20 protein-coding genes are annotated in these 21,486 nt (G+C 44.8%); 4 read left to right on the top strand and 16 right to left on the bottom strand.

From position 1 onward, the window contains the following. Positions 1-63 precede the first annotated feature (63 nt). The 7 genes from parC to nudF all read right to left on the bottom strand — a co-directional run bounded on the left by parC (position 64) and on the right by nudF (position 8,441). Positions 64-2,331 (bottom strand): DNA topoisomerase IV subunit A, encoded by a 2,268-nt coding sequence (parC, locus tag K0I73_RS03030; RefSeq protein ID WP_220063074.1) that lies wholly within the window; start codon positions 2,329-2,331, stop codon positions 64-66. Next, complete coding sequence (locus K0I73_RS03025; RefSeq protein ID WP_258405275.1) at positions 2,328-3,473, bottom strand: PQQ-dependent sugar dehydrogenase; 1,146 nt, start codon at positions 3,471-3,473, stop codon at positions 2,328-2,330. The genes parC and K0I73_RS03025 overlap by 4 nt, the downstream gene beginning before the upstream one ends. 58 nt (positions 3,474-3,531) lie before the next feature. Next, positions 3,532-5,424, bottom strand: coding sequence for a DNA topoisomerase IV subunit B (gene parE, locus K0I73_RS03020; protein WP_220063072.1), 1,893 nt, complete (start codon positions 5,422-5,424; stop codon positions 3,532-3,534). Between the two features lie 48 nt (positions 5,425-5,472). Then, entirely contained in the window at positions 5,473-6,051 is a 579-nt protein-coding gene (locus K0I73_RS03015; protein ID WP_220063071.1) for a YqiA/YcfP family alpha/beta fold hydrolase, read from the bottom strand. Positions 6,052-6,540: 489 nt separating this feature from the next. Then, the gene (gene cpdA, locus K0I73_RS03010) at positions 6,541-7,380 is read right to left on the bottom strand and encodes a 3',5'-cyclic-AMP phosphodiesterase (protein ID WP_220063070.1); all 840 of its coding nucleotides are present in this window, start codon (positions 7,378-7,380) and stop codon (positions 6,541-6,543) included. 9 nt (positions 7,381-7,389) lie between these two features. Then, positions 7,390-7,836 (bottom strand): DUF1249 domain-containing protein, encoded by a 447-nt coding sequence (locus K0I73_RS03005; RefSeq protein ID WP_220063069.1) that lies wholly within the window; start codon positions 7,834-7,836, stop codon positions 7,390-7,392. Next, entirely contained in the window at positions 7,833-8,441 is a 609-nt protein-coding gene (gene nudF / locus K0I73_RS03000; protein WP_220063068.1) for an ADP-ribose diphosphatase, read from the bottom strand. The genes K0I73_RS03005 and nudF overlap by 4 nt, the downstream gene beginning before the upstream one ends. Before the next feature lie 276 nt (positions 8,442-8,717). On the opposite strand from nudF, the gene tolC reads away from it, so the two are divergent. Then, positions 8,718-10,043, top strand: a complete 1,326-nt coding sequence (gene tolC / locus K0I73_RS02995) for an outer membrane channel protein TolC (protein WP_220064236.1) — start codon at positions 8,718-8,720, stop codon at positions 10,041-10,043. A gap of 67 nt (positions 10,044-10,110) precedes the next feature. Here the strand turns inward: tolC and K0I73_RS02990 are convergent, their stop codons facing one another. The 3 genes from K0I73_RS02990 to K0I73_RS02980 are packed head-to-tail and all read right to left on the bottom strand — an operon-like array spanning position 10,111 to position 12,309. Beyond that, a complete protein-coding gene (locus K0I73_RS02990; protein WP_220064235.1) occupies positions 10,111-10,854 on the bottom strand; it encodes a TIGR04219 family outer membrane beta-barrel protein in 744 nt (247 codons plus the stop codon). A 3-nt stretch (positions 10,855-10,857) separates the two neighbouring features. Next, positions 10,858-11,829 (bottom strand): DUF2333 family protein, encoded by a 972-nt coding sequence (locus K0I73_RS02985; RefSeq protein WP_220063067.1) that lies wholly within the window; start codon positions 11,827-11,829, stop codon positions 10,858-10,860. A 12-nt stretch (positions 11,830-11,841) separates the two neighbouring features. Beyond that, complete coding sequence (locus K0I73_RS02980; protein WP_258405274.1) at positions 11,842-12,309, bottom strand: copper chaperone PCu(A)C; 468 nt, start codon at positions 12,307-12,309, stop codon at positions 11,842-11,844. A gap of 50 nt (positions 12,310-12,359) precedes the next feature. On the opposite strand from K0I73_RS02980, the gene K0I73_RS02975 reads away from it, so the two are divergent. Next, complete coding sequence (locus K0I73_RS02975; protein ID WP_220063066.1) at positions 12,360-13,097, top strand: enoyl-CoA hydratase; 738 nt, start codon at positions 12,360-12,362, stop codon at positions 13,095-13,097. A gap of 24 nt (positions 13,098-13,121) precedes the next feature. On the opposite strand, the gene K0I73_RS02970 is transcribed toward K0I73_RS02975, so the two are convergent. From K0I73_RS02970 to dusA, 4 genes are all read right to left on the bottom strand, one after another. Continuing rightward, positions 13,122-13,481 (bottom strand): hypothetical protein, encoded by a 360-nt coding sequence (locus K0I73_RS02970; RefSeq protein WP_220063065.1) that lies wholly within the window; start codon positions 13,479-13,481, stop codon positions 13,122-13,124. Between the two features lie 20 nt (positions 13,482-13,501). After that, the gene (locus K0I73_RS02965) at positions 13,502-13,708 is read right to left on the bottom strand and encodes a PspC domain-containing protein (protein WP_220063064.1); all 207 of its coding nucleotides are present in this window, start codon (positions 13,706-13,708) and stop codon (positions 13,502-13,504) included. 152 nt (positions 13,709-13,860) lie between these two features. After that, positions 13,861-14,148: a hypothetical protein gene (locus K0I73_RS02960; protein ID WP_220063063.1), complete on the bottom strand. Its 288-nt coding sequence runs from the start codon at positions 14,146-14,148 to the stop codon at positions 13,861-13,863. Positions 14,149-14,430: 282 nt separating this feature from the next. Beyond that, positions 14,431-15,420 carry a tRNA dihydrouridine(20/20a) synthase DusA gene (dusA, locus tag K0I73_RS02955; protein WP_220063062.1) on the bottom strand — a complete coding sequence of 330 codons (990 nt, stop codon included), beginning with the start codon at positions 15,418-15,420 and terminating at the stop codon, positions 14,431-14,433. Positions 15,421-15,845: 425 nt separating this feature from the next. Between dusA and K0I73_RS02950 the strand changes: the two genes are divergently transcribed. After that, complete coding sequence (locus tag K0I73_RS02950) at positions 15,846-16,310, top strand: chemotaxis protein CheX (RefSeq protein ID WP_220063061.1); 465 nt, start codon at positions 15,846-15,848, stop codon at positions 16,308-16,310. A 109-nt stretch (positions 16,311-16,419) separates the two neighbouring features. Here K0I73_RS02950 and alr read toward each other — a convergent pair whose 3' ends face one another. Both alr and dnaB read right to left on the bottom strand, forming a co-directional pair. Next, positions 16,420-17,496 (bottom strand): alanine racemase, encoded by a 1,077-nt coding sequence (gene alr, locus K0I73_RS02945; protein ID WP_220063060.1) that lies wholly within the window; start codon positions 17,494-17,496, stop codon positions 16,420-16,422. Between the two features lie 102 nt (positions 17,497-17,598). Beyond that, positions 17,599-19,005 carry a replicative DNA helicase gene (gene dnaB, locus K0I73_RS02940; RefSeq protein WP_220063059.1) on the bottom strand — a complete coding sequence of 469 codons (1,407 nt, stop codon included), beginning with the start codon at positions 19,003-19,005 and terminating at the stop codon, positions 17,599-17,601. A 123-nt stretch (positions 19,006-19,128) separates the two neighbouring features. Here dnaB and K0I73_RS02935 point away from each other — a divergent pair, with 123 nt between their 5' ends. After that, positions 19,129-21,333, top strand: coding sequence for a S46 family peptidase (locus tag K0I73_RS02935; protein WP_220063058.1), 2,205 nt, complete (start codon positions 19,129-19,131; stop codon positions 21,331-21,333). Positions 21,334-21,486: the final 153 nt, after the last annotated feature.

Below are 21,486 nucleotides of genomic sequence, written 5' to 3'. Positions count from 1 at the left end.
TAAAATTCCAATAAAAAAGCTGCATAAAGCAGCTTTTTTATTCTCGTCATCTAGACAACAAGGCTATAGAACAGCCTCATCATCGCCTAATTCAACTTTATCGACACGCTGTAGTCCTCTTGGTAATTTCGCACCTCGACGTCCACGTTCGCCGCGATAATGTTCAAGATCACTCGCCTTCAAGGTGAGTTTACGCTTACCCGCCCATAACGTGACAGGGGTATCCTCTGGTACCACATGTAGATGAGTCAATAGTTCTTCACGACTCTTAGCGCGTTCACTCGGAATGCCTATCACCTTGTTGCCCTTGCCTTTGGATAACTGTGGAAGCGCATCGACAGAGAAGAGTAGCATCCGACCTTCGTTGGTTATAGCCAGAATCGATTCATTACGAGATTTATCTACCCGCTTAGGTGGCAACACCTTAGCGTTAGCAGGCAAACTCAATAGCGCTTTACCCGCCTTATTACGCGATACCATATCTTTGTAGTCACCAATAAAGCCATAGCCTGCATCCGAGGCCAGCAAATAGCAATGGCCATCTTCGCCGATCAAGGCATGCTCGATGGTTTCACCCGGCGAGAGCTGGAAACGTGTGGTTAACGGTTCGCCTTGACTACGGGCCGATGGCAAGGTGTGCGTATCTGTTGCAAATGCTCGTCCGGTTGTACCAATAAAGACGGTCGGATGATTACTTCGCCCCGACGCCGCACAAAGGAAGCCATCACCCGCCTTGTAAGATAACGTTGTCGGATCAATATCATGCCCTTTCGCGCAACGTACCCAGCCTTTTTCAGATAATACAACCGTTACCGCTTCGGCTGGCATCAACTCTTGTTCGGTCAACGCCTTAGATTCGCTGCGCTCGACCAGCGGCGAACGTCTATCGTCACCATAGTTTTCAGCGTCTTGCATCAGCTCTTTTTTGATCAAGGTCTTCATGCGACGATCTGAACTAAGCAGCAACTCTAGCTTGTCACGCTCGGCTTCAAGTTCGCTTTGCTCACCCTTAATTTTAAACTCTTCAAGCTTAGCCAGATGGCGTAGTTTCAGGTCAAGGATCGCGTTGGCTTGTTCATCAGTCAGGCTAAAACGCGACATCAACTCAGCTTTAGGATCATCGTTATAACGGATGATCTCAATCACTTCATCAATATTGAGAAACGCTATCATCAAGGCATCAAGAATATGTAATCTTGCTAATACCTTATCGAGTCTATGTTCTAAACGACGCCTTACCGTCGTTAATCTAAATTCGAGCCATTCGGTAAGTAGCTGCTTAAGCCCCTTGACCTGTGGGCGACCATTTAGACCAAGTACATTAAGATTGACGCGGAAATTCTTTTCAAGATCTGTGGTCGCAAACAGATGCGCCATCAACTGATCGCAATCGACCCTATTTGAACGCGGCACCACCACCATACGAACTGGACTTTCATGATCGGACTCGTCACGAAGATCGGCAACCATAGGCAGCTTCTTCGCCTGCATCTGTGCCGCTATCTGTTCTAAAATCTTGCCACTGCTGGCTTGATGAGGCAATGCGGTAATTACAATTTCACCCGCTTCTATGGTGTACACCGCGCGCGCCTTGATAGAACCGCGCCCAGTACTGTATATCTTAGCGATATCAGCCTTAGGCGTAATAATTTCGGCTTCGGTAGGATAATCAGGCCCTGGCACCAACTCCATTATGCGTTCGAGTTCGGTCTTGGGGTTATCGAGCAACTCAATACAGGCGCTCACTAATTCACGAGCATTGTGAGGCGGCACATCTGTCGCCATCCCCACGGCAATCCCCGTAATGCCATTGAGTAGGATATGAGGCAGACGTGCTGGCAAAACCAAGGGTTCTTTCATGGTGCCGTCAAAGTTAACGCCCCAATCTACCGTTCCCTGGCCCAGTTCGGTTAATAAGACTTCTGAAAACTTAGACAGACGAGCTTCGGTATAACGCATCGCCGCAAATGACTTAGGATCATCTGGTGCCCCCCAGTTACCTTGACCATCGACTAACGGATAACGATAGGAGAATGGCTGTGCCATCAGCACCATAGCTTCGTAACAGGCACTATCACCGTGAGGATGATACTTACCTAACACATCACCCACAGTACGAGCAGACTTCTTATGCTTCGATTGAGCCGAGAGTCCAAGTTCACTCATGGCATAAATAATTCGGCGTTGAACTGGCTTTAAACCATCGCCGATATGGGGCAATGCACGATCCATGATGACGTACATTGAGTAATTAAGATAAGCTTCTTCGGTGAAACGTCTCAGTGGCATCTGCTCGACGCCATCGAGGCTTAAATCTATCGCATCACTCATTGGTTTTGATCCTGTTGTTCACTCGCATCACTCTCTTGGGCATTGTTATCTTTATAAAACAAGCGATAAACATTGCCTTTCAAATCATCAGAAATATACATTGCACCATCGGGGGACGTTAACAAGCTATAAGGTCTTGCAACGGGAAATTCGCCGTCAAGAAAACTGACGACAGTTTGACGATCGGTGACCTCATTGTCTTCAATAGTCAACATAGTCACTTGATAGCCGATTTTGCTCGATCGGTTCCATGAACCATTCTCGGCAACGAACATCTGATCATGATATTTTTCGGGAAATTGCTTACCTCGATAAAACATTAATCCCATAGGTGCAACGTGGGCAGGCAACTCAAATACTGGCGGGGTCACCTTTAAACTTTTTGGCTTTTCATAGGATGGTTCCAGCACACTGGTAGCATGAACATAAGGAAAACCATAATGTGCGCCCACGCTATCCACACGATTAATCTCATCGGGTGGGAGCCTGTCACCCATCCAGTTGCGTCCTAAGTCGGCAAACCACAATTTATCATCTACTGGAGACCAGTCAAATCCAGTGACATTGCGTATGCCAGTCGCGATTTGCTCACTGCTGCCCGTGTCGACATCGATAGCGATAATACTGCCAAACGGCGCTTGAGGCTCACAGACATTGCATGGCGCGCCGACAGAGACATAGAGACGACCATCTGGTCCAAAATGCATCGCTCGGTGACTCTTGTTGGGCTTACCAGGCAAGCGATCGTAGACCTCCTTACCGCGCCCTGGACGACGCAAACGATTTTCAATATCGACGTAACGAATAATACGTTCCTCTTCGGCGACATAGAGATCGCCATTATGGAACGCTAGTGCTTCTGGATATTCAAGCCCCTTGGCTACAACGTAGCGCTTATCCACTCTGCCATCGGCATTGCTATCGACTAATGCTTGGATCATGCCCGATTTATGGGTGCCAACAAACAGTGTACCCTTATCCCCGAGCGCCATCTGCTTTGCATCCCCCAAATCCGAGGCATATAAAGACAGGCCAAACCCTTTAGTCACTGTGATCATAATGGGCTGACTTTCGGCGCTTGCCGAGACTGAAACAATCGCTGCCACCAAGGTCACTAGGGCTAAAGAAAACCTACAACTCATTGTTTTATTGTTCATATTATTATTTTGAGTCAAATCATCTCTCACTACTATTTTTAACTTAGTCTATCAAAAGGGCCAAATCACCTTTGGTCTCTAACCAAGTTTTTCTGTCTCCTGAACGCTTCTTGGCCAATAACATGTCCATCAGCGCCATAGTATCATCACCGTCTTCAATCGTTAGCTGAACCAAACGACGAGTATTAGGATCCATTGTGGTTTCGCGTAACTGCAATGGATTCATCTCACCCAAACCTTTAAAGCGAGTTACCTGAACTTTACCTTTCTTTTTCTCTGCCGTTATACGATCCAAAATACCTTGCTTCTCGGCTTCGTCTAGCGCGTAAAAAACCTCTTTACCAATATCGATTCGAAACAGAGGTGGCATGGCCACATAAATATGGCCCTTCTCGACTAAGACTTTGTAATGCTGCATAAAAAGAGCACAAAGCAGAGTAGCAATATGCAGTCCATCGGAGTCGGCATCGGCTAGAATACAAATTTTACCGTAGCGCAGTTCAGAGATATCACTGCTGTCAGGATCACATCCTATGGCAACTGAAATGTCATGTACCTCTTGGGATGCAAGCACCTGAGACGCCTCGACCTCCCAAGTATTAAGAATCTTACCTCGCAGTGGCATGATCGCCTGAAACTCGCGATCTCGAGCCTGTTTCGCACTACCACCAGCCGAGTCACCCTCGACCAAAAACAGTTCGCCTCGCATCGGATCTTGACCACTACAATCGGTCAGTTTTCCGGGAAGCGCAGGTCCAGAGGTTACCTTTTTACGTGCAACCTTCTTTGCTGCTTTTAGACGTTTTTGTGCATTGTTAATACACAGTTCAGCTAATGCTTCAGCCTGCTCTGTATTGGTATTAAGCCATAGACTAAAAGCATCACGGACAATTCCCGACACAAATGCCGCACTTTGACGGCTCGATAATTTCTCTTTAGTTTGCCCCGCAAACTGCGGATCTTGCATCTTAATCGATAAAATGAAGCTACAGCGATCCCAGATATCCTCAGGTGAAAGCTTAATACCACGAGGAATTAGATTGCGAAACTCACAGAATTCGCGCATGGCTTCTAACAAACCTTGTCGAAAACCATTAACATGAGTTCCGCCAAGCGGCGTTGGAATGAGGTTAACATAACTCTCGTTAAGATAGTCACCACCTTCGGGTAACCAAGTTATCGCCCAATCAACCGCTTCGGTGTTACCTGTCATGGTGCCGATAAAGGGTTCTTTCGGTAACATCTCAGCGCCATTAACAGACGCTTGTAAATAGTCGGTCAAGCCACTTTCATAAAACCACTCTTCGGTTTCACCAGACTGTTTATTAGAGAATTTAATTCGCAATCCAGGGCACAATACCGCCTTGGCGCGTAGCAAATAGATTAATTTTGGAATTGAAAAGTTAGGCGAATCAAAATAGCTGGCCGTTGGCCAAAAATGCACTCGAGTGCCTGTATTACGTCGACCGCAGGTACCTGTAACGACTAAGTCTTCAACTTTATCACCGTGTTCAAATGCCATGTCATAGACTTGGCCATTACGCCTAACCGTGATCTCAACGCGATTAGATAACGCGTTAACCACCGAGATCCCTACGCCATGTAAGCCCCCTGAAAACTGATAGTTCTCATTAGAAAACTTACCACCCGCATGCAGCTTAGTTAGGATCAACTCGACGCCTGAGATCCCCTCTTCAGGGTGAATATCCACGGGCATACCACGACCATCATCGATAACCTCTAACGAGTTATCTTTATGGAGAATCACATCGATCTTGGTCGCATGACCAGCCAATGCTTCATCAACACTGTTATCGATAACCTCTTGTCCCAAATGATTAGGACGAGAGGTATCTGTGTACATGCCGGGTCTGCGTTTTACAGGGTCGAGCCCATTGAGGACTTCAATTGAATCAGAGGTGTATTGGTTAGTCATAGCACACACAATATATAGTTATTCAGGCCATGTTGCGGCCCTACATGTCTATTTGTCAAGAAACAGGAACTGGCAGATCCTATCCAACTGTTGTTCATAGCCGATAAAACTATGGTCACCACCCGCTTCAATCAGCAGCTGACAACAATGGTATTTATTCACTGCTTGTTTATAATCAAGCACTTCGTCACCTGATTGCAGTAATACAAAAAAACGTTCAGGGTAAAAAATGACTTCAGTATCATAAAGTGCAACCTCTTGCTTATGCGCAGGCAACACCTCATAGGTTTCATCTGTATAGGGATTGTACTGTGGCCCGAGAAACTCATCAAACAACTCAAATGGTGTTACCGCAGGATTAATGAGCACCGCCTTTCCACCATAGGTTTCAGCTAAATAGCTAGCGAAATAGCCACCAAGAGATGACCCGATAAAATGAAGTGGCTCACCTTTAGCCCTCTCTCGCTCAACAATGTCGATAAGCAAAGCCATCGCATCTTTCGGTATTGAGGGTAATTGAGGTTGAAAAAATGAGAGTTGCGGAAAATGGTTAGCAATATATTCGGCGGTAATCACCCCTTTATCGGACTGAGGGGAACTATTAAACCCATGGATATAAAGCAGCATATTTCCTCGATAACCGTTGTTGTCCAAATTGCGACAATAAAAATAGTGTTTTTACACTATCATCAAGTAATCGCAGCCGAGCGACTTACAATAAGCAGAGTCAAATAAACCTTACCGCAAGTATAAGGATGCTAACATTCGCTGCGCGTTTAGCCAAATAAAGCTTTCGTGTTTGAGTATTATCAACCCACGTCGCCCATAACTGCTCAAGGTCTTTGAAATATGCTAGGGCCTATTGAACTTTATTGGTTGAATCTTGTTCGAGACAACAACGTGTTAATCGAGGCAGTGGACTGTAGCATAATCATGCTACGCAAAATTCACTTAACAAAGAGTAAAATGTTTTTAGCCGAACCCTTCGGGCAACATTTGTTGGTTATTTCTACTGCCGTTTCAGCTATTTATGCAGAATAATGCCACTACAAAACTACTGCCTTGTATAGATATCCAACAATTCGCTGCAAAAACAACCTTGAACGATCAACAGACCTAATACCCCTTAGAGTCGTGATCAGGGGAGAATTTATTTCCAGGAACGCGATAAACATTGGTCAATATACTACCGTCGGCCTTCAGCTCAAGTAATCGATAACCAGGCTGTTGAGCATCTAAAGCAAAATAGGGGGATTTCGGCTTAAATTGAATACAGGTAGATGGAGTCGCCATTAACCGCATACTGCCAGCATCTGAAGAATGAGTTTGATCTAGGCTCTGATGAACATGCCCCCACAACAGTCCTTTAACTTGAGGAAGTTTGCTGACCCTATCGATAAAGTCACTGCCATTATCCATACAATGCTGATCGAGCCACTTGCACTCAACCAAAATCGGATTATGGTGCATCACTAACAAGGTGTATTTATCTGGATGTTGTTTAACAGCCGATTCAATTAAGTCAAACTCACTTTCGGCCATGTGGCCACCAGGCTTTCCCCGCACCGTCGAATCCAACATAATTATCTGCCAGTTTCCAGCCAGAATACGACGACCACCATGAATGTTCGGACCCTGCATATGCAGATTCATGATCCTAGGATCATCATGATTCCCTGGTAAATAGTGACACGCTAATTTTAGGGGAGCGATCGCTTTTACGAAATTCTGATAAGACTCGTTTGAATAGTCTTGGCTAATGTCGCCTGTAACCAGCATAAAATGCGCGGGATAATCGACGGCCTTAATCGTATTAAGAACGGCCTCTAAGCTGTGCGCGGTATTAACGCCTAAAAGCTGAGCTTCGGGATCTGCAAACAGATGAGGATCAGTCACTTGAACAAGTCTGACACTCTCATTGTTGTTAATAGAATAAGAGATAGCCTCTTTTAGCACATTAAAACCCTAAAATTCCGACTGACAAATAACACGAACATGATTGTCAATAATTAATAACTCTTCAAGAAAAGCATTTACCTGATACTTTTCATCGCGATGATGCATACGTATATTTGGATAATCATATACCGCTCTTAAACGATAAATCTGTCGACTAGTTAACACTTCTGCTAATTTAGCGTCATGATAAACACGTACTACAACTTTAGGGGTATCAATTAATTGCGAGATCTCTATCGCTCTGGAAATCTCAATCAATTGCGTATATTGGGTATTTTCAAGCAATTTGACGTCTAAGCGGCCGAAATCACCTTCAACTTGCCAGCTCTCGCCTTGCAGAGAAGAAGCAGGCAACCATCGCAATATATTAAAATAGTTGCGAGAACATAGCGCCAAAAAGCGGCTCACATCCACTTGATAGCTATTGTGTCTTTTATTTAGAGAGATACTCACGGCTTACTTCTTAATTTCAGGTAGTTAAGCTGTAACCATTGTAAGCCGATCACTGTCGATGCATTATTAATCACGCCATCACAAACAGCCTGATAAGCCGCTTCTCTAGACATCACATGGACCTTAATATCTTCATGTTCTTCACTCAACCCATGAATGCCAGCAGCACTGATAGACTCGACCTCGGCCCAATAAAAATCAAACCGTTCGCTCGTTCCTCCAGGGCTAGAAAAGTAACGACTAATAAATTCCATCTGATTAGCGACTAAGCCAGCCTCTTCGTGCAACTCACGATGAGCCACCTGCTCAGCGCTCTCGCCATCCTCAATCATACCTGCGACTAATTCGAGCAACCAAGGTTGCTCTGTTGCGGCAAAGACAGGAATTCGAATTTGCTCGATCAAGACCACTTTGTCTTCTTTTGGATCATAGGGCAAAACCACTACCGCATGTCCACGCTCGAAAACTTCGCGAGTAACAACTTCACTCCAGCCACCGCGAAATAAGCGATGCTTAAACCGATACTCGTCCAATCGAAAGAATCCCTTGTATAAGGTTCGCTGACTCAGCATCTCTATATCGTCACTGGTAAATTTCTGGCTCATGCTACGGCTCGCAGATAAATATGACTCATCTCTAATATGGTTCAATATATCACGTAATCCATCAATATTTGCAGACATAAAATCAAAAACTGTTACACTTCATAGTTGACTTAAAATTGGTTAATTTCTTAATATCTTAAGTCTATTAAGTTTAGATGTATCGGGAAGCGTCGGGAAGCGCAAACCGCTTTACTCAACCAATTGAGTAAAGCATCACTTAACTTTTAAGTAAATTGCTCCAAGTAAGGAGTATTTATGTCTAAAAAAGGACAGGTAATGAAATTTAAGATCCGCACCCTATGTGCAGCCTTGAGTCTTGCGGCAACCACTTCAGCCGTGCACGCCGATGATCTACTACAGATATACCAACAAGCGCTAACCAATGACCCTATTGCGCTTCAAGCCCAATCTCAACGTGACAGACTGTATGAGCAGATTGAAGAAAATCGTGCTCCATTACTGCCCTCTATCAGTGCCACTGTCGGCTATGGTAAGAACTGGTCAAATGTATCAGATAGCACTTATACCAGCGGTCTCAATGCAGGTGTATCACTTAAGCAAGTCGTTTACGACCACAGTGCATGGGTCGGCCTAGATCTAGCAGAACTAGCGGCTTCTCAAGCCGATGCGGCTTATGCTTCAACCTTGCAAAACCTTATTATTCGCGTAACAAGTGCTTACTTCGATGTGTTATCGGCTAAAGATAACTACGAATTTAAGGGCGCTGAAAAGCGTGCGATTGAACGCCAACTAGAACAAACCAAACAACGTTTCGCTGTTGGATTAACAGCTATCACCGACGTACATGAAGCGCAAGCACAATACGATTTGGCTCGCGCATCAGAGATTTTAGCTGAGAACCAGTTAATCAACAGCTACGAAGCATTACGCGAAATTACGGGTCTAGATCATAAATCGATCGATATCCTCGACACGACTCGCTTTACCGCTGTCACGCCATCACCAGAACGCTCTAGCGATTGGTTAAAAATGGCTGAAACCAACAGCGTAGATTTGATGACCACTCGTATCGGTAAAGATATTGCTCAGCAAACCATCTCACTATATAAAGCTGGCCATATGCCATCGCTAAGTTTGAACGCAGGTTACACCACTAACCTTGAGCAAAAAAATGAGATTGGCAGTAAAGATGATTATGACAATGCCAACGTAGGTTTAACCTTAAGCGTGCCGATTTTTGAAGGCTTCAGAGTTAGTTCGAAAGTCAATCAGGCTCAATACCAATATGTTGAAGCCAGTGAAAAAATGGAGCAAACTTACCGTAAAGTCGTTAAAGACGTGCGTAATAACTTCAACAACGTCGGTGCTTCGATTAGCTCAATCCGAGCTTACGAGCAATCAGTGATCTCTTCAGAGAGTGCACTTAAAGCCACACAAGCGGGTTTTGAAGTCGGTACTCGTACCATTGTTGACGTACTAAACCGAACTCGTGATCTATACGATTCGAAGCGTCAACTATCTAATGCGCGTTACGGCTACGTAAACTCGATATTAGCGCTTAAGCAAGCTGCTGGAACACTAAACGAAGATGACGTCATCGCCATCAACAATGGCCTAAAGGCTCCAGAAGTAAGCCAGTAATCTAGCTGATTTACAGACAAAAAAACCGCCATTGGCGGTTTTTTTATGGCTCTTATACCAACTTAAATTAGAAGACTAATTCAACACCGGCAAAGGCACCTTTAAATTGTGAGTTGGCAGTGACACCGTCAAAACCATTCGCATCAAATTTAAAGTCACGGTAGCCAACACGAAGTTTAGTATCTAACGCAACGCCATCAAACATCCAACCTAAACCCACTGAATAATCATATACACTCGTTTCATCGATACCTAGCATTACATCAGCAAAGCCATATAAACCGAGACCAGGAATACCCACCTCGGCATTCACATAGGCCATCACAATGCCGTCACTTAAATCTTTCTGCTCAGGATGACCCGCGTCAGCTACGCGAAATGAACCATGCATCTTCTTGTAAGCAGCCCCCACATCGAGTGCAACCATATCGTTATCTAAGATCTCATAATAAAGTACAAAGTCGGTATTACTCAGATTTGTTACAGTCGTGACATCTCCCGCTTGAAACGTATGCTCTCCGAATGCCCAATCACCAGCTAAAGTTGCGTTCCCATCGGCTTCCAAACGATTCTCACGGATCTTAAAATTTGGCACTAGCGGAATTGGATGCTCAACTGCCACCCACACACTACCTTGAGAAGATGAACTGTAATCAAAATCTTGTTGAGTTTGGCCTTTTTCAGCAAAAGTACCACTAGTGTCAGCTTGCCAGTAATCACCACCGACCTTAAAGCCAACTAGCGTTGCAGCTTGGGCAGAAGTTGCCGCGAAAGAACCTAGCAACGCACATACAAGTAGTGTTTTTTTCATCATTTAACCTTGAGTTAATAAGTTAGTTAGATCGATTACCGCAGCATTTGCGCGGGAAATATAATTTGCCATCACTAAAGAGTGATTGGCCACTATGCCAAAGCCTGAGCCATTTAGGATCATCGGGCTCCACACTGGTTGCTGAGTTTCTTCCAATTCACGAATAATCTGTTGCAAACTCACTTCAGCATTTTTCTTTTTCAATACATCGGCAAAATCGACCTCAATCGCCTTCATGAAGTTGAGCAGTGCCCATGTTGCTCCACGCGTCTCGTAGAACACATCATCTATTTGCCACCAACCGGTTTTTATCTGCTGACTCGATAGATTTGGTGTCGACTGACTCGCTTCTGCTTCACCAGCAAGATCGGTATTAAGTCGTTCTTGACCTACGCTGGCAGACAAACGCTGTGACATGCTGCCAAGACGCTTTTGGATCTCTTTTAACCACTCATTAAGATTATCTGCGCGAGCATAAAATTGGGCATCTGGAGTATTGGGATCGGCGATACGAGCCCGATACAGCTTTAATAACTTAATGGCATCTCGATACTCTCCTTCGGCGCTAGGCACCAACCAGCTAGTATGTTCAATATTGAGTTTTGAATGTGCCGCCAGCAGGTCTTTGTCCGCTGTAGATTGCGATTGAGAACGGCTAAACTCCTTGCGCATTACTAACGCGAGATCTCGAGCCTGTTCAATAGCGCCAAACTCAAATGCTGGCATATTATCCATAAATAAGGATGGTGGCATAATGTCATTAGATAACCAGCCGCCATTCTTATCCAATAAGGTTTCAACGGTCAGAATAAGCGATGTCGTCGTAGCATAGCCAACCACATTTTTCCCCGTCGAACTATTCAACTGCTGCGGGGTTAGCGGTTCAGGCTCAACACTCCACCACACACTGATAAAATAACCAATTAAAAATAAAACTACGGCTACTAGTCCGCCTCGTTTCCATGTCATCTGCATACAATTACTCCATTAATGGTGATGATGTTCCATTTCACCATGTTGCTTTGTCATATCTTGCTTAGTCACTTTTATACTAATGACTTGCTCAGTGCCATCATCAAACTTAAGCGTTAAATCAACGTCTTCATCAACCTTTAACGGCTGTTTCAATCCTAAGAGCATAACGTGATCACCAGAAGGCGCCAATTCAAGATTGCCGTGCGCTGCAATAGTGAAACTCATCCGTTGCTTCATCTTAATAACGCCAGCCTCTTCAACTATGGTGTGCAGTTGAGCTTCTTTAGCAATAGCGGTTTCTACCCCAACAAGTTTGATCTCGGGGCCATGATTCATAAGGGTAAAGTAAGCCGCTGTATTAGGAACACTCGGAGGCATCGCCCTAATGTAACCTTCAACAAGCATCACGTTTGCCAAGACAGAGAATGAAGTGCATGATAGCAAAATAAAATTAAACGCATGTTTGAAAATATGTTTCAATGTCTTAAACTCCTTTTAATCCCATTTGCCATAATAAGGACTATTGACCAATGAGTACCATTCAAATTCAGGATGAGCAAGGCGTTCGCATCATCACGATAAATCGCCCAGATAAACGCAATGCGCTTAACCTCGATATGTACACTCAGCTCACAGAATACCTTATCCAAGGGGAATCCGACAATGGAATTAATGCCTTTATGATTAAAGGCCAGACCGATTGTTTTACCTCAGGTAATGATGTTGCTGACTTTTTAAAAAATAGTAACTTAGGACCAGATCATCCAGCATTCAAATTCCTTTTCACACTACTAGATCTTGACAAACCTATCGTTGCGGCTGTCACAGGAGCCGCTGTCGGTATAGGCACTACTTTGCTGCTACATTGCGATCTTGTTTATGCTGATAACAGTGCCAAGTTTCAGCTACCGTTTGTCAACTTAGCTCTAGTGCCTGAAGCTGGTGCTAGCTTGCTACTCCCTCGCCTCGTTGGGCCGCAAAAAGCTGCCGAACTATTGTTACTCGGTGAAAGCTTCAATGCCGATGATGCCTATCAGATGAACTTGGTTAATAAGATCATTCCATCTGACTCATTATTTGACTATGCCAAGACCCAAGCGATTAAACTCGCTCAAAAGCCGCCACAGGCATTGCAAGCCAGCCGTAAATTGATGCGTTACGATCAAGAAATAGTCCGAGCACAAATGAATAAGGAGCTAAAAGAGTTTGCTATTAGATTACAAAGCGATGAGGCAAAAGAAAGATTCCAAGCATTCCTAAATCGATAATAGAGATCTAGGTTAAGCTAGTCTCTAGTCTAAATGACTAGCTTGGCCAACACCCCAAGCTGCGAGTAACAATAATATCAGCGGCCATACCAAAGAAAAACCTGAAAACATCATAACCATGGCAGACAATACACAGATTGCAGACACTACGGCGACAAAACTAAAAGCTAAAGTCAGCCAAAATAACATAGTAAGCAACACGACGCAGGTAAGTGCGATCCCCCACAAACTAATATCTATCCATTGAAACGATTCTACACTGACATAGAACCATCCATCGTCGATGTACCGACTAAACACGAACAGCATCAATGCTAATAGAATAACGATACCTAACCCAATGACGCTGTTTAAAACCCGATATAATTGCGGATGTCCCTTCACACTTTTATTCTCTTACTAAATTAGTATTGTGGATCCCATTTGGGCAATACCAAGGCCAGTACAAAATACACTAACAAACTGATCGCTGGATTCATTATTACGGCTGCAGCCCATACCACTCTCGTCCACAAACATGACCAGCCAAATTTATCCGCCATCATTGCTGCAATACCACATATAATCGCTCTTGGGCGCTTCAGTCGACTGACTAGATTATCTATATTCATTGGTAACTCCTGGTGACATAAATGGGTATTGAGCTCGTTGCTCTATTAAATGACCTTGTGCCAGTTGAAGGTACATACCACTGCGGCACACAACGCAAAGCCCAATACAGGTAACAACAATATCGCTGCTAGTTCAAACAGATAAGTCATCATTATTCCTTAGCCATCGCACTAGTGATCCCAGTGTTATCACTCTGTTCGCTGTCCGCAACATCTACTGCTTGCTCTAGGCTGGTTTCAAATAGAGACTCAGATAACTGTGCTTGTAGTGAAAGGCTAAGTTCCTGCTGAGCGACAACCATCATCTCTTGCATCTGCGTAGCAAGGTTACGCTCAAGCGTTGCACTGATATTTGATGGGATAAACTCATCGGCATTTGCAGAGAAACTCGCGCCTACAAGTAAAGAGGCAATAAGTGATACTTTAGTTAGCTTGTTCATAATGTCTTCCTTTTCATATTCGGTTGTGACAAGTAAGACAATACAAAGGATATGCCAACTTTGTAAAAGTGAGTTAACCAACTGTTTTTAAAAAAATTAAAAAGATAGGGGGATAATCAGGGCTTATTTGGAAGATAGAATTATCGAATGAAATAGCAAGCTTCACTACCCGTTAGTAATTTTCACTATTTAGAAGTGAAAAGACTAAAAAACAAACAAAAAAGCCTTCACTGTAAATGAAGGCCCTCAGCAGAAAAAAACAAATCATTGATTTAATAAGCTTTACTTGAAATCCATGCTGGCTCTAGCCTGATGTATGACTTCAATACCTGCACCTTGGCGATGAGCATTTTCACTCACATAGCGACGCCAAGCGCGCGAGCCCACTTCACCTTGATAAAGGCCTGTAATATGGCGAGTAATATGATTCAGACGACCACCATCAGCGAGATGTTTCTCTATATAAGGAATCATTCTCTCCAAAACAGCATCTCGGCTCAAAACAGGTTTCTCACTACCACACAAGCTTTGATCGACCTCGGCGAGTATATAGGGATTTTGATAGGCTTCTCGTCCCACCATCACCCCATCTAATTGCTCAAGATGGGTTGTACATTCGCCCAATGATTTTACTCCGCCATTAAGCGAAATACTTAGTTGTGGATAATCACGCTTTAACTGATAAACCCGCTCATAATTAAGCTCGGGGATCTCGCGATTCTCTTTTGGACTTAATCCCTGCAACCAAGCTTTTCGAGCATGAATGATGAAAGTGTCACAACCTGCTGCGCTAACAGTATCGATAAAATCGGTAAGGAACTCATAGCTGTCTTGCTCATCGATACCAATGCGAGTTTTAACCGTCACAGGAATATCGACCACGTTTCGCATTGCATCGACGCATTGCGCAACCAGCTTGGGCTCAGCCATCAAACAGGCACCAAAACGCCCATTTTGCACACGATCTGACGGGCAACCCACATTCAGGTTAACCTCATCATAGCCTCTCTCTGCGGCCAACTTAGCACACGTGGCGAGATCGGCTGGATTAGAGCCTCCCAGCTGCAACGCTAAAGGGTGCTCTTCCTCGTTATAGGCAAGATAGTCACCTTTACCATGAATAATCGCCCCCGTCGTTACCATTTCGGTATACAACAAAGCTTGCTCAGACATCAAGCGAGCAAAGTAGCGATAATGCCTATCAGTCCAATCGAGCATAGGCGCAATGCTGAAAGTGCGATTGATGGTATCTGGCATGGTATTTCGTGACATAAAAACAGTAACCCATAGTTGAACAGCCCAGAGTAAAGGGCGTGGCCGCGCATTTTACACTGGTCACCAAAAAATGCACAGGCTTGCTCCTATTCAATAGCAAAAATCTGAATCTAATACCAATCAGTATAAAGACGCAATATAGAATCAAAAGCAGCCTGAGCCATAAACAACAGCAATATAACAACCTCATCGTAATCATGGGAAAGGGACGCTGGCCTTGCAAAAAATGGACGACTGAATAATTGTATGATGGTCACAGATCCTAAAAGAATCGAAAGCTAAATCTCAACAATTTATACAGCTAAGATGACGCTGTGCTATGGTAAAAATATGAGATTTTTAAGATTTTGAAGAAAAACTCTCCTAAGCTTATAGTCAGGCATCGACAACCCATTTAGAGACAAATAGGAGCCTCTTTCCAAATGAATGTGAACTTTATCAATCCGTTTTTAGAATCGCTACTTAATGTCCTCAAGACCATGGCGAGCATGGAGCTTAAGCCTGGGAAGCCTAATCTGAAAAAAGATAATATCGCAAAGGGGGACGTATCGGGTTTGATCGGTATGGTTGGCCCTCAAACCAAAGGCTCGCTCTCTATCACTTTCGAAGAGTCATTAATTCTAGAGATCATGAACAACATGCTAGGAGAGAGACCTTCTAAGGTTAATGAAGAGGTTACCGATCTGGTTGGCGAAATCACCAATATGGTGACAGGTGGTGCTAAAAACCTCTTGGGGGATAAAGGCTATGACTTCGAAATGGCCACACCAATCGTCGTCTCAGGTAAAGACCATACCATAGCCCATAAATCTGACGGCCAAAAAATCATAATGCCATTTACCAGTAACTATGGAAATGCGTACATTGAGATCTGCTTCGAGCTTTAATGCTCATCAAGCCACAATCTAATTAGTGATAATGACAATCTCATCATCGAGGAGGTTTCCCCTTTCTCCTCGAGCCTTTTCACGTGCTCACGGTTAGTTAGGATAAATATTAATCCAAACACACAGCGACGCGAGGGGTCAGCTTAGTAACCAGCTCATAGGCTATCGTGCCGATATGCTCTGCAACATCTTCAACGGGCAAGGCCTTTCCCCAAAGCAGTACATCGTCACCCACTGCATCGGTTGCATCGATACCTAAATCCACCGTCAGCATATCCATGGATACTCGCCCAACGACAGGAACCAAACGGCCATTGATCCAAACAGGCGTTCCTTCTGGTGCATTGCGGGGATAGCCATCACCATAACCTATCGCGACCACGCCGAGCTTAGTATCCTGTTTAGCGTGCCAATAACTACCATAGCCAACGGGATCTCCAGCTTTGTGCTCTCTAACGGCGATCAACTGAGAAACCAGCTCCATAGCAGGTATCAAACCATGATTACAGCCAAAGTCCCCAACTACGGGTGATACCCCATAAAGCGCAATACCGGGTCTTATCCAATCGGCTTGGGTCTCTTGCCAATAAAGTGCGGCAGCCGAATTAGCCAAGGTTCTATCACCGGGTAAATCTTTAGTCATCTCGTTGAAACGCTTGGCTTGATTAGTGGTCGCCGGATTTTCAGGCTCATCGGCGCATGCAAAATGAGTCATCAGGTGAATAGGTTTAGCCACCTGTGGACAATCGAGTAAACGCTGATAGGTTGAGGAAAACTGCGCTAGGTTGAAACCTAATCGGTGCATACCCGAATCAACTTTCATCCATACCGTCACAGGCTTATCTAACTTAGCGGCTTCTAACATCTCGATTTGAAACTCATGATGAACCACGGTATCGATATCATGATCAACCAGAGTATTAAGATCGTTTTGGCGAAAAAAACCTTCTAAAAGAAGTAGCTTGGCTTTAATTCCGCCCGCCCTAAGCTCTAAGGCCTCTTCCAATCTGGCAAGACCAAAACCATCAGCAGTCGTCAGGCATTTAGCGACATTAAGTAAGCCATGGCCATAACCATTAGCCTTAACGACCGCCATCACCTTGCTATGAGGCGCAAGCTCTCGTAATCGCTGTAAATTAGATGTCAGCGCATCACCACTGATCTCTGCACGGGGAAAGGGTTTCAAACAATAACCTTATAGAAGCAAATAAACTTAATATGAAAATAACCTAAAATGAGTCGCAAAGGGGCAAAATAAACCATGCTTAATCTTACCCCTAATTAAGAATTAATCTTCTTCGAATTGAGGACCAGCATAGTTATCGAAGCGAGAATATTGACCTTGGAACACCAAGCGCACCCGCCCAATAGGACCGTTACGCTGCTTACCAATAATGATTTCTGCGGTGCCTTTATCTTCAGAATCGTTGTTATACACTTCATCACGATAAATAAACATGATCAAATCCGCATCTTGCTCAATAGAACCCGATTCACGCAAATCTGAGTTAACAGGGCGCTTATCGGCACGTTGCTCCAATGAACGGTTAAGCTGCGACAGCGCAATCACGGGGATCTCTAACTCTTTGGCAAGTGCCTTGAGCGAGCGAGAGATCTCGGCGATCTCTAGTGTTCTGTTGTCTGATAACGCTGGAACTTGCATCAACTGAAGGTAATCGATCATGATCATCGACAGGCCACCATGTTCTCTGGCAATACGACGAGCACGACTTCGCACTTCGGTTGGCGTTAAGCCCGAACCATCATCGATATACATCTTTCCTTGCTCGAGCATGATCCCCATAGTCGACGACACTCGCGCCCAATCATCATCGTCAAGCTGACCGGTACGGATCTTTGTTTGGTCGACGCGACCAAGGGATGCCAACATACGCATCATGATCTGTTCTGAAGGCATCTCGAGACTGAAAATAAGCACAGGCTTGTCTTCATTGAGCGCCGCCTGCTCACACAGGTTCATCGCAAAGGTGGTTTTACCCATAGATGGACGCGCCGCGACAATAATCAAATCGCCCGACTGGAAGCCCGCGGTCATCTTATCTAAGTCGCCAAAACCGCTCGATACTCCGGTAACACCGTTATGTGGGTTATTGTACAGCTCTTCAATCTTATCGACCGTTTTTTCCAAAATGCTCTTGATACCCTCGGGGCCTTCATTAGCATTGGCGCGCTGCTCGGCAATTTTAAAAACTTTGCTTTCGGCTAAATCCAATAGCTCGCCAGAGTTACGCCCTTCAGGATTAAAACCCGCATCGGCTATTTCGTTGGCGACTTTAATCATTTCACGTACAACCGCACGTTCGCGCACAATCGATGCGTAAGATAAAATGTTGCCCGCACTCGGGGTATTCTTCGCAATTTCGCCTAAATAGGCAAAACCACCGGCATCTTCAAGGCTGTCTTCAAGTTCGAGTTGCTCAGATACCGTGATTAAATCGATCGGTTGACCAGCAGCGACTAAGGCCTCCATCGCAACGAAGATCATCCGATGTGAACGAGAGTAAAAGTCCTCCTTCACCACGGCTTCGGCAACTTTATCCCAAGCGTCTGAATCTAACATCAAGCCACCGAGCACAGATTGCTCGGCCTCAATAGAGTGTGGCGGCATCTTCAATGCATCGAGTTGTAAATCTCTCGGCTTTTTCTTAGCCTGAAAACCACCTTGCTGTGCCATTAAATCTCCAAATTTCCAACGATTAGGCAAAATATGGTATAAAACCCGAGTCAAGCAGAACTCAAACAGGCCGCCTACGCCTGTTCGTCCAACAAACACACATATAATAATTAAGGAATAAACATGCGCAAAGCATTGGTTGCAGCCTTAATGCTGTCATCGGGCATAGCTATTGCCGATGAAGGGCAGTGGCAACCTTATCAAATGCCGTCGATCGCCGATAAACTTAGCGAACGTGGTATTCAAATTCCAGCAAAACAACTTGCCGATCTGACTCAATATCCTATGAATGCGGTTGTCGGCCTCGGGTATTGTACCGCCAGTTTCGTGTCGCCCCAAGGTTTAGTTGTCACTAATCACCACTGCGCTTATCGTGCAATACAATACAATAGTAAAAAAGAGCACAACTACATCGCCGATGGCTTCCTAGCCAAAAAGATGACCGAAGAACCTTCGGCAGGTCCTAACGAGCGTCTGTATATTACTGAAGCGGTTACCGACGTGAGCAGCAAGGTGATGAGTGGTTTGAGCGATGACCCACTTAAGCGCTTTGAAGAGATCCAAACCAACCGTAAATCACTGATAAAAGAGTGTGAAAGCGATGAGAATTATCGCTGCTCGGTGCGAAGTTTTCATAACGGTCTCGAATATTATCTTATCAAGCAACTCATTATCCGCGATGTTCGTTTAGTCTATGCACCACCTAAAAGTGTTGGCGCTTTCGGCGGAGATATAGATAACTATGAGTATCCACGTCATTCAGGCGACTTTACCTTTTTGCGCGCCTATGTGGGCAAAGATGGAAAGCCAGCAGCCTATTCAGCCGATAACGTGCCTTTTAAACCAAATAGCTACCTGAAAATCAATGCCGACGGCGTTAAAGCTGGCGATGGCGTATTTGTCGCGGGTTATCCTGGTTCAACCAGCCGTTACCGTTTAACCAGCGAACTGAAATTCGCCAGCGATTGGCTCTACCCAACCCTAGCTAAGCGCTATCAACTACGCATAGATACCATTGAAGCTATGGGTGATAGTGATGCGGCGATTGCCATCAAATATGCAGGCACCTTGGCCTCGATGGCAAACCGAATGAAGAAATACAATGGTTTGCTTGATGGCTTTAAGGCCACCGATATTGCAGGGATTAAGCAAGCTCGCGAAGATGATTTCAGCAAATGGTTAGCGGCCGATAGCCAATATCAAAGCTATCAGGCTAAATTTGATCAGCTAGAAAACCTATTAGTTAAGCAGCACACCGCCCAGCAAACCCGTTACTTCTTTGAAAATGCCCAATCTAGCGCCCTGTTAACAGCTGCCAACCAACTGTATCGACTCGCAAAAGAGAAAGCCAAGCCCGATGCAGAGCGTGAAGAGGGCTATCAGGTACGTGACATGAAGATGTTTAAGGCACGTCTCAAACGTATCGACTCAAGTTTTGCGGTATCGGTCGATAAAACTTTATGGTTGCAGGATCTTAACGCATATATGGCGCAAGAAAATCGGGTTGCCGAACTCGACGAGATGCTCAAAATTGAAGATAGCAGCGTAACACTATCAGATAAATTAGACGGTCTCTACTCACTAACCTCGCTCACCGACCAAGCTAAGCGTTTAGCCTGGATGGATGCGGACGTTAATGCATTTGAGACCAGTGCCGATCCCTTTATTCGTCTTGCCGTTGCCTTATACGACACCAATATGGCACAAGAAAAGGCGAAAAAGACCTTAGCGGGTCAGCTATCCAAAGCGCGACCAGCTTATATGGAAGCCGTTATCGCCTACTATAAAGCCAACAACTGGCCAGTGTATCCAGATGCCAACGGCACTTTGCGTATCACCTACGGTATGGTTGATGGCTATCAATCGAAAGATGCGCTCTACAAGCAGCCTTTCACACGCCTTGAAGGTATCCTAGCGAAGCACACAGGTGTTGAGCCATTTAATGCGCCGCAAAAGGTATTAGATGCAATTAACGCTAAGCGCTATGGCAGCCATAAAGTTGAGTCTGTTTATCAAGATCCAGCGTCTTGGCTGTGCCGTCTGTTCTCTTGTTTAGACAAACCAGAGAGTTTTGGATCTGTGCCAGTTAACTTCTTATCCAGTGTTGATACCACTGGCGGAAACTCGGGCTCACCCGTGTTTAACGGCAAAGGCGAACTCGTGGGATTGAACTTCGATTCAACCTATGAAGCCATCACTAAAGATTGGTTCTTCAATCCAACGATCACTCGCGCTGTTCACGTCGACTTTAGATATATCCTTTGGATGATGGATGAAGTCGACCATGCCGACAACTTGCTCAAAGAACTGGAGTTAGTGAGAAACTAACGCTCAAAGGGCCTAGTCTGTTTTAGCCTCGAGATCACCACTGAGTGGCTGCTAGAACGGGCTAAGCCCTACGAGATCGCCGACGTCGTCGGCTTCTAGCTTCTAGCTTCTAGCTTCTAGCTTCTAGCTTCTAGCTTCTAGCTTCTAGCTTCT

Origin of the sequence: Shewanella mesophila (assembly GCF_019457515.1) — a bacterium.
Lineage (GTDB): Bacteria > Pseudomonadota > Gammaproteobacteria > Enterobacterales > Shewanellaceae > Shewanella > Shewanella mesophila.
This window is presented reverse-complemented; position numbering and strand designations above follow the sequence as displayed.